Below are 12,751 nucleotides of genomic sequence, written 5' to 3'. Positions count from 1 at the left end.
AACCGCTTCAACCGCTCGCTATGGCTTTCTCTTGTGCTGGAAGGCCGTTGGCGATTTCCCCGTCGCAGCCCTGAACATCGCGCAGAAGGCGCTGTCGGTCGCGTAGCCGCTGGCCGAGGCCACCTGGCTCACGGCCATGCCGCGCGCCAGCAGCGGCAGCGCATGGGCCAGCACCGCCTGCTGGCGCCATTGCTGCCAGCTCAGGCCGAGCTGGTCGCGGAACAGGCGCGCCACAGTGCGTTCGCTGGCGCCAATGGACTGTGCGCGCTCGGCCAGCGTGGCGCGGCCGGCGGGGTTGCGCAGCAGCGTCTCGCACAGCTGGCGCAGGCGCTTGTCGGCGGGCAGTGGAACGTCGATGCGGATCTGCGTCGCGCGCTCCAGCTCGTCCACCAACAGTGGTGCAATCCAGCGTTCGCGCTGCGCCGCATGCGGATCGGCCGGCGGCACGCCGTCGGGCGTGGTGTCCAGCGCCAGCATCAGCGCGCGCAGCAGGGGGCTGATCTCCAGCACCTCGCATTTCTCCCAGCCGGGGCCGAGCCAGCTGTGCAGGTAGATCGTGCGCAGCTCCGCATCCTCGATCAGCGTGATGCTGTGCGCCATGTCGGCCGGCACCCAGAGCGCGCGCGAGGGCGGCACGATGTAGCTGCCGTCCTCGGTGCTCAGGCGGATCACGCCCCGCGTCGAGAAGGTGAGCTGCGGCCAGGGATGGGTGTGCAGCTCGACGAAGGTGTCGGCCTTGAGGAAATGCTCCTTGGCGCGCAGCGGCCGCAGCGCATCGGGCGCGTAGCGATCAGGCGTGAGCGGGACCACGACATGGGTCGGCGCTGCAGCTTCCGGCTGCACGGGGCGCCGCCGCACGGGCGTGACGGGCGCATGAACGGTGGACGGCATGATTCCGACAAATGTTGTCTCTGTATCGCCATTCTGCCGCGGCCTCTGGGCATACGATCCAAGCCTCGTCCGGTTTCTTGTTGCAATTCATGTCTTCGCTCGCCGCTTCCCCCGCCCCCAGCAACACCCTGCGCTCCGACGCCAAGCTGATCGGCCTTGTCGGCCTGGCGCACGCCATCAGCCATTTCGCGCAACTGGTACTGCCGCCGCTGTTCCCCTGGCTCAAGGACGCTTTCAACGTCAGCTACACCGAGCTGGGCGCGGTGCTGACCGTGTTCTTCGTGGTTTCCTGCGTGGTGCAGGCCGCCTCGGGCTTCCTGGTCGACCGCCTGGGGCCGCGACCGGTGCTCTTCGCAGGCCTGGGTCTGCTGGCGCTGGCGGCGATCGGCTACGCGCTGGCGCAGAGCTACTGGATGTTGCTGGCGAGCGCGGTGGTGGCCGGTATCGGCAATGGCGTGTTCCATCCGGTCGACTACACGCTCTTCAACCAGAAGGTCGCGCCGACGCGCCTGGGCCATGCGTACAGCGTGCACGGCATCACCGGCAGCCTGGGGTGGGCGCTGGCACCGGCCTTCGTGGTGCCGCTGGCCATCGCCTTCTCGTGGCGCGTGGCCCTGGCCTCCGCCGGCGCGCTGGCCTTGGTCGTCCTGCTCGTGCTGTGGCTCAACCGCGCCGTGCTGGCGCTGGATGTGCAGGCCGTTCGCAAGGCCACCGGCGCGGACGCGGCGGCCGGCGGCGAGCTGGCCTTCTTGAAGATCCCGGCGGTCTGGATGTGTTTCGGCTTCTTCTTTGTGTACGCGATGGTGCTGAGCGTGGTGCAGACCTTCGCGCCTGCTGCCGCCGGCCACCTGCATGCCGTGCCGGTGGCCCTGATCGCGATCTGCCTCACCGTCTACATGGTGGCCAGCTCGGGCGGGATGCTGGTGGGCGGGTTCCTCGCCTCCGACCCTAGCCGGTGCGAGCGCATCGTAGGCTTCGCCTTCGGCATCGCGGCGATGCTGGCGCTGGTCCTCGCGCTGGTGGATTTCCCGCCGGTGCTGGTGCCGGCGATGTTCGGTGCCATGGGCTTCGCGTCAGGCATCGCCGGGCCCTCGCGCGACCTGCTCGTCAAGCGCTCGACGCCGGCCAACGCGTCAGGTCGCGTCTACGGCGTGGTGTATGCGGGCCTGGACATCGGGCAGGCCGTGGCGCCGCTCATCTTCGGCCGGCTGATGGACCATGGCCAATACATGAGCGTGATCATCGGCCTGGCGGTGGTGCAGGCGGTGCTGATCGCCAGCGCCTTCAACGTGCGGCGGGTGCGGCGCGAGGCACTCGTGCCTGCGTCAGCCTGATGCGCCCCCACGCTCGGCACTGCGTGTCCTCGCTGCCCCCCGAGGGGGCTGCGGTCGCCTTGGGGCGGCCCTGCGGCGTCCGGCCTCCGCATTGGATTCGTCGCTCTACCTGATCGTCGCGCTCGGCGCGATCGTGGCCGGCTTCGTGCAGGGCCTGTCGGGCTTCGCCTTCAGCCTGGTCGCGATGTCCTTCTGGGCCTGGACCGTGGACCCCAGGCTGGCCGCGGTGCTCGCCACCTTCGGCGGACTGACCGGCCAGGTGATCGCGGCCGTCACGGTGCGGCGCGGCTTCGACCGCGCCTTGCTGCTGCCCTTCGTGCTCGGCGGCCTGGTGGGCGTGCCGCTGGGCGTATGGCTGCTCCCGCGCCTGGACGTGCCGCTGTTCAAGGCCTGCCTCGGCGGGCTGCTCGTGCTCTGGTGCCCGGCCATGCTGATGGCGCGCAACCTGCCGCGGGTGAGGGCCGGCGGCCGCGCGGCCGATGCCGCGGTCGGCATGGTCGGCGGCATCTGCGGCGGCCTGGGCGGCTTCACCGGCGCCATTCCGACGCTCTGGTGCACGCTGCGCGGGCTGCAGAAGGACGTGCAGCGCTCGGTGATCCAGAACTTCAATCTCTCGATGCTGGTGGTGACCTTCTCGGTCTATCTCGGCACCGGCCTCGTCGGGGTGCCGATGCTGCCGCTGCTGGGCATCGTCGCTCTCGCGGTGCTGGTGCCGGTACTGCTCGGCGCGCGGCTCTACGTCGGCATCAGCGAGGCGGCCTTTCGCCAGATCGTGCTGGGCCTGCTGACGCTCTCGGGCGTGGCGCTGCTGGTGTCCTCGGTGCCGGTATTGCTGGCGCGGGGGCCGGTCAATTGAGGTAGTCGAGGAAAGTCGGAATCACTTCCCGGAGGAAGGCGATCTCGGACGCCGGGATTCCGCACGGCTCCAGATCGAAATGAATGAAGGTGCCGTAAGGCGTGCCATCTTCGCGCGTGAGCAACTGGCCGTAGTAGGACTCGACGAAGCCGGCGTACGGGCGATTCGTGAGGCGCTGGTCCTGGGACGCGTGGCGGGTCACGAACTCGCCATGCTCAATGGCGTACTGGCAGAAGCTCCTGCCGAGCGGCACGACCTTCAGCCAGGTGCGGTATTCGGAGGTGCGGTCGAAGGCATGCGCCGCGTGCATCACCTCGCCGTCGAGCTTGTAGATCGCGGTGAACCGGTAGTCGGTCCGGTCGTTGAGCAAGGCCAGCGCCGGGGCGACCCCGCGGCTGGCTAGAACGCTGCGAACCGCCACAGCAGGCGCTGGCAAATCGATGTCGAGCATGAAGATTCTGAATGGCGTGGGGCGCGAATCTTACGAAATTCTTACGGCCCCTGGACGCCGGTTCGACCCCCAATTTGTCAGCGCAAACCCTTGGTCGCCTCGGTGAGTTTCAGGACTTCGAGTCCTCCCACCCCGGCGTGAACGGGTAGCGCGCAGCCCAGAACTCGGCCAAGCGCGGCTCGGCATCAACGCGGCGGACCACTTCGGCCATGCGCGGCGCCTCGCGGTAGAAGCGCGTGCGCCCCGGCGTCCAGCGAGAGACTACCGTGACGTAGAGGTCCAGCATGCCGATGCGCTCGCCGAGCAGGCATGCCGTGCCGCGCGGCATCTGCGCATCCATCCGACGCCAGCACTCGGCGATGCGCTCGGCCGTGCGTTCCTGGATCACGGCCTGCGCCGCGGCATCGGCCGCCAGGCGCGAGGGCTCGTCACGCACCCAGTACATCGAATAGATGGCCGCGGGGATGAAGCTCATCCAGCGCAGGTACTGTGCGCGGCGCGGGTCGTCGATGCCGGGTGCCAGCCCGGCCTCAGGGTAGCGGTCGCCCAGCCAGATCAGGATCGCGGCGCTTTCGGTCATCAGTTCGCCCGAGGGCAGGACCAGCACCGGCACCTGCCGCATGGCGTTCACCGCGCTCAGCTTCTCGCGCTCGGCTTCGCCTTCCCAGGGCGCGATGTCGATCGCCTTCGCGGGAGCGCCGATCAGGGTCAACGCGGCATGGACGGTCGTCGCGCCCGAACCAGGCGCGCCGTACAGGGTGTAGGCGGGAGCGTGGTTGTCCATCGCGCAAGCCTACACCCGTGGGGCGCGGCGATGAAGGGCCGGGCCCTCCTTCAAGCTTTCTTCAGGCGGCCACCAGCGCATCGACGCGCTTCAGCGCCTCCAGCGTCTTCACGCAGGCCTCGGCCACCTCGGTGCCCTTGACCGCAAAGTGGCGGTGGAAGTACTTGCGGTGCTCCACATGTTCGTGGAAGTGGTGCGGCGTGAGCACCGCCGAGAAGACGGGCACATCGGTTTCCAACTGCACGGCCATCAGCGAGTTGACCACCGTGGTGGCGACGAACTCGTGGCGGTAGATGCCGCCGTCCACCACCAGCGCGCAGCCGACGATGCCCGCATAGCGCCCGGACCGGGCCAGCCGCTTGGCATGGAGCGGGATCTCGAACGCGCCGGGTACGTCGAAGATGTCGATGTCGGCCCGCGGCACGCCTTGGCGTTCCATCTCTTCGAGGAAGGCGTCGCGCGCCTGGTGGACGATGTCGGAATGCCACTGCGCCTGCACGAAGGCAATGCGCCGGCCGCGCGAGTCGCCGGGCGTGCCGACGGCGGAGAGGGGAAGGTCGTTGATCTGACTCATGGTTTGCCTTTGAAGAAGGGTTGCCTGAATCAGGGCGCACGAGCCCGCAGCAGCCAGGCGCATGTGGATGCGCCCGCCCGGCGACGGGACCGCGCTCTCTTTCATCCGGACTATGAGGTCTTGTCTTGCCGCCACTGACGGCAACACAAGCCCTGAACCGTCGGCCCCGGGATCTCACCAGGTCTGCTGACCCCGCGGCGCATGGCGCGCCGCGGGCGCTCGCGGGCTCGTGCGAACAGGTCGCCATCACCGCCGGTGGGGAATTCCACCCCGCCCTGAGAACGCTTTGCCGCTGCGCTTTCGCGCGGCGGCCCAGCGATTCTAGGACTGCCGCGGCACGGCCGTTGTCGCGCGGGCGGCAGACCTCGCGGCACACGGGGCTTCCGCGTGAACAGCAGCACCGAGAAGCACGATGCTCAACGACCGGCAATGAACTGCGTCATGCGCTCCAGCTCGTCATCCAGCGCCGCGCCGAAGGCCGCGTCGCGCGGCTTGCGCTGCGCGTAGCCGAAGGCCGGCTGCAGCCGGCCTTCGCGCGCCGAGACGTTGGCCCAGCCGATCACGCGGTCATGCCACAGCAGGGGCAGCGCGTAGTAGCCGAGCCGGCGCTTCGGCGCGGGCACATAGGCCTCGAAGGTGTAGCGCCAGCCCCAGAGCAGCTCGAAGCGCCGGCGGTCCCACACCACCGGGTCGAAGGGCGCGAGCAGGCGCACCGCTTCGTCGGGGGCATGGCGGCGCGAAGCCGGGTTCTCATCGGCGGGCCAGTACCAGGTCGTGCCCTCGATCCGGCAACTGGCGAGTTGCTCGCGTGCGTGGCGCAAGGCCGCCTGCGCCTGCGGCGCGAGCTGTGGCGCGCCGTAGCCCAGCAGGCGCACGAGGTAGGTCAGGCTCGTGGCCGGCAGCGGCGCGTACTTGCGCACCACCAGGTCGACGAGCGCCGCGGCACGCCGCGCCCGGCCGGCGGGGCTGTCGTCGCCGGGCGCATGGGCCACCGCCTCGTAGATGCGCGTGCCGCTGTCGCGCCGCGCCACGCGCAGCAGGCCGCGGTAGTGCATGCCGTCGAGCAGGTGCGTGGTGGCGTTGCTCGAGCCGCCCCAGTAGTTCTTCACCCGGCCATGCGCGAAATGCGCCTCGACCTGCCGCGGATGCACCTGCCCGTGCTCGCGGACGAAGGCCAGCACCTCGGCCGCCTTGCGCCGGGTCTCGGCGTCCCACGCGCGGCGGGCCTCGCGCGGATGCATCAGCGCGAGGTGTTCGCGCGGCAGGAATCCGTAGTTGACGAGGCAGTCCTCCTCGATTGCCAGCCTGGCGTAGCGGCGCTCCAGATCTCCCGCGCGGTAGTCCTTCACCCGGTGGCGCAGGGTCAGGTCTTGTGCGCGCGCCGGGGCGCGGATGGGATCGGCCTGCACGAAGCCGAGGCGCCGGATCGCACCCGGCAAGGTCGTGGCCTTGAAGAGGGTGCGCGCCACGGCATAGCGGCGCAGGTCGTCGAGGGTCGGGTCAGCCATGCGGCGAATTGCAGCACAGCCGGCTCATACCACGCTGCGGTGGCGCTCGATGGAGGTGGCCAGCGTTTCCTCGCCCGGCCGCTGCCACCAGTCGAGCGCGGAGAAGATCTCGACCTCGCTGAAGCCGGCGAAGCCCGCGGCCTCGACCCAGCCGCGGATCTTGCGCAGCTCGACCACGCCGTCGCCCATCATGCCGCGGTCGTTCAGCAGGTCGCGCGTGGGCGTGAGCCAGTCGCACACGTGGTAAGCCAGCAGGCGCTCCCTGCCCGCGCGCGCGATCTGCTGCTGCAGCTTCGGGTCCCACCACACGTGGTAGATGTCGACCGCCACGCCCAGCATGCCCGAACGCTGCGCGTCCAGCGCGTCGCACAGGTCCAGCGCCTGCTCGAGCGTGTTGATGCAGGCCCGGTCGGCGGCCTGCATGGGATGCAGGGGCTCGATCGCGAGCGGCATGCCGACCTCGCGCGCATATTCGAGCGAAGCGGCGACGCCGTCGCGTACCTCGCCGCGCGCGCGGCCGATGTCCTTGTAGTGCGCCCGGCCCTCGAGCGCGCCGGGCAGCGCGCCGACCACCAGCACCAGGCAGGGCGCCTCGAGCGTCTTGGCTTCGTCGATGGCGCGGCGGTTGTCCTCCAGCGCCGCCTTCAGCCCGGCGGCATCGGGTGCCGGGAAGAAGCCGCCGCGGCAGTAGCCCGAGAGGCCGATGCCGTGGGCACGCAACTGCTTGCCGATGCGCTCGATCCCGACCGCGGCGACCTGGTCGCGCCAGGGGCTGATGGCACGGATGCCCTGCGCTGCGCACTGATCGATGAGGCGGTCCAGCGGCACCTCGGCGCCTTGCTGCTTGCGGATGGTGGCGGTGTTGATGGAGAGCCACTCGTGGCCTTGGGTGAAATCGCGCATGGAACTGGAGTTGAGGAGAACGAAAAGACGAAGGAAGAGCTCAGCAAGCCATCGGCTGCATCGCATCGAAATCGGGCATGGCGGCGCTCGCGAAGCCGGCGCAATCCAGCGAGGCGAGCCGGATGCGCCCCTCGCGGATGCGCAGGCGCACCGCGCCGTGCGAACGCTCGTAGAGATCGCCGTGCGCCTCGAGGAAGGCCTGCTGCTCCGCGAGTGGCAGCGCGGCCATGCCATTGACGTAGTGATGGCCATTGCGCTCGACGTGGGCGATGCCCAGCAGGCTGACCAGCGCCAGGTCCTGCTGCACGGCCAGGCCGGCCTGCGTGGTCAGGTCTTCGGCCGACATGAAGTAGCGCGTCTGCGCCTGCTCCGAATTCCACTTCGCGCAGCGCGCCGCGTTGAGCACCGACTTGTAGAAGCCTTTGCAGGTCTTCGAGGACACGCCGGCGTAGCCGCGCGCGCGCGCCTGCACGAAGCTGTCGAGCTCGCCGTCCGACTCGTCGATGATCACCGGCTTGCCGATGCTTGCGCTGCGCACGTCGCGAAGGTCGCGCTCTAGCGCGAAACTGCGCGCGATCGGCTGTTCGACGAAGAGGATCGACGCATAAAGGCGCGCCAGCGAGGGCGTTTCGCGCATGCGCGCCATCAGCTCCGCGATGCCGGCAGCGTCGGCGTACTGCTCGTTGCCGTCGAGCGAGACGAAGTAGGGCCCGCCCATGCGGTCCAGCACGTCCTCGATGGCGCGCAGGCGTGCCAGGTCCGACGCGATGTCGCCGCCCACCTTGAGCTTGAAGTAGCGGTGGCCGTAGACGCGCACCACCTCTTCGAGCGTCTCCGGCAGGCCATCGGCCACGGGTTGCTTCAGGTCCGCCGCGGTGATCGCGTCGAGCATGCCGACCGTGTGGCGCGCCTCGATGCTTGCGGCGGGAGCCAGGCTCGCCAGGAACTCGTCCATCCCCAGCCCATCGAACTCGGGCCGGACCGGACCGATGCCCGCGGCATTGCTGCGCATGACGGCGTAGAAGGATGCCTGCAGCCCACGGCACAGTGCATCGAGAACTGCCCGGTCGAGCAGCGCGGGTCCGTAGCTCGCCAGCAGGGGGTTGAAGCCGAGCCCTGCTGCGGCCACACGGTGCGGATCGTGGTGCCGCGCAAAGTGGCCGAAGGCGGTCGCGGGCGCGGCGTCGCTCAGGTAGGCTTCGCGCGCGAGCGCGGTGACGCGGCGCAACTGGTCGAAGTTGTCTTCGTTGCTCAGCGCGAGGTTCTTGTCGAACCACTTCGGCGCCATCAGCTCCGCAGCGGCGCCCCAGGCGCTCGATCCGTCGGCGAATTCGATTCGTACGCGCGCGAAGGCCTGCGGGCATTCGGTCAGCGTGACCACCCCGAAGCGGAACGGCAGGCGCAGCACCACCGGCCGCTCGAATAGGGCGATCTCGCGGACGGCGAAGCGTGGTGCGTCATGCATGTCCTGAAGCCTCCTCGAGCCCGCGCAGGTAGCCGATGGCCCGCGCCGCCGAACCCATGCCGTCGGGCACATAGTCGAAGGGCTCCACCGCGACGATGCCGTGGTAGTTCCCGGTCGCCTGCATCTCGCGCAGCGCCGCGAGGATTGGGGCGAAGCGCATGTTGCCCTGTCCGGGGCCGCGGCGATTGGGGTCATTGACCTGCACATGGGCGATCTGCCCGGTGGGGATCCATCGGCGCATGAGCGCGGGGATGTCCTCGCGCTCCATCTGGCCCGCGGCACTGCAGTCGATCATGGTCCTGAACGCCGGCGAGCCGACGGCCTGCACCAGTTCGACGGCCTCTTCCACCGTGTTGAGGAGGTCCGTCTCGGCGGTGGAGAGCGGCTCGATGCAATAGACCACGCCGCATTGTTCCGCGCTCCGTGCCGCGGCGGCCAGGCATTCGCGCGCGCGCTCCAGCGCTGCCGCGCGCGTCTCGCCCGGCGGCACCGAGCGCTGCTTCGGGGAGCCATGCACCAGGTAACGCCCGCCCATCAAGGCGCAGAGCTCCACGAGGCGCTGCATCACCGCCGTGCTGCGTTGGCGCAGGGCGGCGTCGGCGCTCACGATCGAGAGGCCGGCCGGCGCCACCAGCAGCCAATGCAGGCCGCTGATCTCGACTCCATGCTCGCGCGCGATGCGGCCGAACGTGCGGGCCTGCGCGTCGTCGAGGGTCATCGGATCGTCGGCCAGAGTGAAGGGCGCCACCTCCAGGGCGTCGTAGCCGAGCGCGGCTGCGACGCGGCATTGCTCCACGAAGGGCAGGTCCTTCAGCACCTCGTTGCAAAGAGCGAACTTCACGGGCCGGCTCCTCAGGCACTGCGATGAAACACGAAGCGCTTCGCCCCTGCCCAGGCCCGGCGTACGCGCACGTTGACAGCGGGGATGTACATCAGCATGGTCAGGATGGTGACGGCGGCCAGCGCGGCGCAGATGGGCCGCGTGAAGAACGGCGCCAGGCTTCCATCCGACAGCACAAGTCCCCGGCGCAGGCTCTTGTCCAGCAGGTCGCCCAGCACCAGGCCGAGCACGAAAGGCGCCATTTCGTAGCCGCGCCGCCGCAGGAAGAAGGCGCCCACGCCGATCGCGAGCATGGCGTAGACATCGAAGAGCCGCGAGGCCATCGCATAGGCGCCGACCGTGCACAGCACGAAGACGATCGGCATCAGGACGGAGCGGCGCACGCGCAGCACGAGCATCAGCGGACGGACGAGGAACAGGCCGAAGAAGAGGATGCTGAGGGTTGCGAGCGTGGTCATCGCGACGACGTCGTAGATGAAATGCGGCGTCTTGATCATCAGCATGGGGCCCGGCTGGATCCCGTGGATGATCATGGCCGCCATCAGCACCGCCGAAGGTGCAGAACCGGGGATGCCGAGCGCCAGCGCCGGGATGATGCCGCCAGGGATGGCGGACATGTCGCCCGTCTCGGCGGCCATGAGGCCGTCGATGGAACCCTTGCCGAACTGATCGCGCTCCGGGCTGGCCGCCTTGGCAGCCGCATACGACATCCATGCACCCGAGTCCTCGCCGACGCCGGGCAGGATGCCCGTCACGACGCCGATCACACCCGAGCGCAGCACCGTTCGCCAGTACCTCACCACCTCCCGGAATCTCGGCAGCACCGAGTCTCGCATGTCGATCAGCTTGCGTTCGATCGGATCGGCGAGCGATGTCAGGACTTCGGCGAAGCCGAAGGCGCCGATGAGCGCTGGAATGAGCGCGATGCCGCCCGAGAGCTCGTCCCAGCCGAAGGTGAAGCGATCGTAGGCGTAGAGCCCCTCTTGCCCGATCTGGGCAACCAGCAGGCCGAGCAGGCCCATGAGCCAGCCCTTGAGCGGGTCTTCGCCCACGATGCTGCCCGACATGGCTACGCCGAACAGTGCCAGCCAGAAGAACTCGAAGGCGCCGAAGGACAGTGCGAGCTCCGCGAGCGCAGGGGTGAACATCGCCAGGCACAGCACGCCGAACAGCGTGCCGGTGAAAGCGCCGGAGGTTGCGATGCCGATGGCGCGACCTGCTTCGCCCTTGCGCGCGAGCGCAAATCCGTCGGCACAGGACGCCGCGTTGGCGGCGGTGCCGGGAATGTTCAGAAGGATCGCGGTCCGGCTGCCGCCATAGATGGCGCCGACGTACGAGCAGATGAGGATCAGGATGGCGTCGTTCGGCGCCAGCTTGATCGTGAGCGTGGTCAGCAGCGCGATGCACAACGTGGCGGACAACCCCGGGAGCACGCCGACGATGATGCCCAGCAACGCGCCGCCCAGGCCGTAGACCAGCGACCAGAAGTTCAGGAAGCCCAGGTAGGACTCCCCCAGCATCCGCAGACCGTCAAACATGTGCGCTCCCGCGAACTCAGGGAAGGTGGACCAGGAAAAGCTCCTGGAAGACGAAGGTGGTCGCTACGCCTGTCCCCAGCCCCACCGCCAACGCGAAGGCGAAGCCGCGCAGGCGCCGGTTTTTCGCAGTGCGCTCGGTGAACTGCAGGATGGCGATGGTCACCGAAACGAACAATGTGGTGGCAAGCCAGAAAGGCAGCCCATGGCCGACCAGGCCTGCGGCAAACCCAATGCACAGTGCGAGCACGGTTCCTATCCGGCGCGCTTCCGTGCGGTCGGCCGCGGTGCGCGTGTGCAGGACCTGGGTAGAGCCCGATAAACGCCGCCAGGACCGATAGAGCAGCAGCAGGCCGAAGAAGACGATCACCCCGCCGAGCAGGCCGGGCAGCAGGCCCGGCGCGGTGTACGGGTTGATGTCCTGCTTCTCGAGCCGGTCCATGTTCAGGGCGCCGATGGTGGTCACGATCCCGAGCGCAATCCATCCAAGCGCCTGCCTCAGGTCCGAGCGCGGCGAAGTCCTGCGTTCGAACGCAGCGGCGTCGGCCTGCGCCTCGGCCGCCTCGAGGTCGGCGTCCGTGCTCGTGGTCGTCACGGCCGTGCGATGCCCAGCGTTTCGGGCGACACCTTGGCCTTGCCGCTGTCGAAGAGCAGCCAGGCGTTGGCCTGGATGGCCGGCGTCACCGCCGCCTGCGCCTCGGCTCCGTACAGCGGCGCGAACAGGGCGCCGCGGCTGGTGGCGTACTTCTGCAGCACCTCGCTTTTGGCGATGTTGTCGACCCAGATCTTCTCGACCGTCTTCACCACCTCGTCAGGCACGCCCTTAGGAATGAAGATGCCGAAGTAGTTGGTCGGCGCCTTGAAGCCTTCGAGCGTCTTGGACAGGGGCTCGATGGTGCCGAAGCCTTCCAGTTCCAAAGCCTTGTCGCTCACCGTCGCAAGCGGGCGGATGCGCTTGCCACGGATCATGTCGGCCTGCTCGACCGCGAGCTGCGTGGTGACCTCGGTTTCGCCGGCCACCGTGGCCACCACGGCCGGGTTCCCGCCGTCGTAGGTGACGTGCCGATATTTGACGCCGGTGCTCTTGGCGATGAGTTCCATTGCGTTGTGGCCGGCCGAGGTGACGCCCGCCGTGGCGACGCTGATCTGGCCCGGCTTGGCCTTCATCGCATCCAGCAGTTCCTTCGCGTTCTTGTAGGGGGCCGCCGCGTTGACGCCGATGACCTGCACGTTGGCGACGTTGAGGAACAGGTGCCAGTCGCTGATCCTGGTCTTGAGCATGCCCAGGGTCTCGTAGGAACCCAGGTCCTGCGCCGCGCCGGCGGTCCAGGTGTAGCCGTCCTTGGGTGCGTCCAGGGCGCTCTTGCTGCCGATGGAGCCCGAGGCGCCGGGCTGGTTGACGATCACCACCTTCTGGCCCAGCGTCTTCTCGATCTCCGCCGCGGTCACGCGCGTCACTTGGTCGGTGGAGCCGCCGGCCGCCCAGGGCACGATGATGGTGACAGGGCGCGAAGGCTTCCATTCCTGCGCGAGGGCGGGCGCGCCCAGCGCGGCGAGGGCGGCAGCGAAGGCGATGCTTCGGATCAAGTGGCGCTTCTGCATGGTGTCT

At 68.9% G+C, this 12,751-nt stretch carries 13 protein-coding genes and 1 riboswitch; of the genes, 2 read left to right on the top strand and 11 right to left on the bottom strand.

Going from position 1 to position 12,751, the window contains the following annotated elements:
• Positions 1-18: 18 nt before the first annotated feature.
• Positions 19-891, bottom strand: coding sequence for an AraC family transcriptional regulator (locus E5P3_RS21415; protein ID WP_162587808.1), 873 nt, complete (start codon positions 889-891; stop codon positions 19-21).
• 89 nt (positions 892-980) lie between these two features.
• Here E5P3_RS21415 and E5P3_RS21410 point away from each other — a divergent pair, with 89 nt between their 5' ends.
• On the top strand, positions 981-2,225 hold the full coding sequence (locus tag E5P3_RS21410; RefSeq protein WP_162587807.1) for an MFS transporter: 1,245 nt from the start codon (positions 981-983) through the stop codon (positions 2,223-2,225).
• Between the two features lie 91 nt (positions 2,226-2,316).
• On the top strand, positions 2,317-3,081 hold the full coding sequence (locus tag E5P3_RS21405) for a sulfite exporter TauE/SafE family protein (protein ID WP_162587806.1): 765 nt from the start codon (positions 2,317-2,319) through the stop codon (positions 3,079-3,081).
• Here the strand turns inward: E5P3_RS21405 and E5P3_RS21400 are convergent.
• The 10 genes from E5P3_RS21400 to E5P3_RS21355 all read right to left on the bottom strand — a co-directional run bounded on the left by E5P3_RS21400 (position 3,074) and on the right by E5P3_RS21355 (position 12,744).
• On the bottom strand, positions 3,074-3,532 hold the full coding sequence (locus E5P3_RS21400) for a hypothetical protein (protein ID WP_162587805.1): 459 nt from the start codon (positions 3,530-3,532) through the stop codon (positions 3,074-3,076). The two genes, E5P3_RS21405 and E5P3_RS21400, sit on opposite strands and share 8 nt — an antisense overlap.
• Positions 3,533-3,641: 109 nt before the next feature.
• On the bottom strand, positions 3,642-4,316 hold the full coding sequence (locus E5P3_RS21395; protein WP_162587804.1) for a glutathione S-transferase family protein: 675 nt from the start codon (positions 4,314-4,316) through the stop codon (positions 3,642-3,644).
• Positions 4,317-4,377: 61 nt separating this feature from the next.
• A complete protein-coding gene (locus E5P3_RS21390; RefSeq protein ID WP_162587803.1) occupies positions 4,378-4,890 on the bottom strand; it encodes a 6,7-dimethyl-8-ribityllumazine synthase in 513 nt (170 codons plus the stop codon).
• Between the two features lie 89 nt (positions 4,891-4,979).
• A riboswitch (FMN riboswitch) is annotated at positions 4,980-5,177 on the bottom strand.
• Positions 5,178-5,306: 129 nt separating this feature from the next.
• Entirely contained in the window at positions 5,307-6,398 is a 1,092-nt protein-coding gene (locus tag E5P3_RS21385; RefSeq protein ID WP_162587802.1) for a DNA glycosylase AlkZ-like family protein, read from the bottom strand.
• 24 nt (positions 6,399-6,422) lie between these two features.
• The gene (locus E5P3_RS21380) at positions 6,423-7,301 is read right to left on the bottom strand and encodes a sugar phosphate isomerase/epimerase family protein (RefSeq protein ID WP_162587801.1); all 879 of its coding nucleotides are present in this window, start codon (positions 7,299-7,301) and stop codon (positions 6,423-6,425) included.
• Positions 7,302-7,341: 40 nt separating this feature from the next.
• Positions 7,342-8,766 (bottom strand): enolase C-terminal domain-like protein, encoded by a 1,425-nt coding sequence (locus E5P3_RS21375; protein WP_162587800.1) that lies wholly within the window; start codon positions 8,764-8,766, stop codon positions 7,342-7,344.
• Positions 8,759-9,607, bottom strand: a complete 849-nt coding sequence (locus E5P3_RS21370) for a sugar phosphate isomerase/epimerase family protein (protein WP_162587799.1) — start codon at positions 9,605-9,607, stop codon at positions 8,759-8,761. Before E5P3_RS21370 ends, E5P3_RS21375 begins: the two co-directional genes overlap by 8 nt.
• Positions 9,608-9,618: 11 nt before the next feature.
• Entirely contained in the window at positions 9,619-11,145 is a 1,527-nt protein-coding gene (locus E5P3_RS21365) for a tripartite tricarboxylate transporter permease (RefSeq protein ID WP_162587798.1), read from the bottom strand.
• A gap of 16 nt (positions 11,146-11,161) precedes the next feature.
• A complete protein-coding gene (locus E5P3_RS21360; RefSeq protein ID WP_162587797.1) occupies positions 11,162-11,737 on the bottom strand; it encodes a tripartite tricarboxylate transporter TctB family protein in 576 nt (191 codons plus the stop codon).
• Positions 11,734-12,744, bottom strand: coding sequence for a Bug family tripartite tricarboxylate transporter substrate binding protein (locus E5P3_RS21355; protein WP_162587796.1), 1,011 nt, complete (start codon positions 12,742-12,744; stop codon positions 11,734-11,736). Before E5P3_RS21355 ends, E5P3_RS21360 begins: the two co-directional genes overlap by 4 nt.
• Between the last annotated feature and the right edge of the window lie 7 nt (positions 12,745-12,751).

Source organism: Variovorax sp. RA8 (assembly GCF_901827175.1).
Classification (GTDB): domain Bacteria; phylum Pseudomonadota; class Gammaproteobacteria; order Burkholderiales; family Burkholderiaceae_C; genus Variovorax.
Note: the sequence above shows the minus strand (reverse complement) of the source record. Positions and strands in the feature narration are given on the sequence as shown.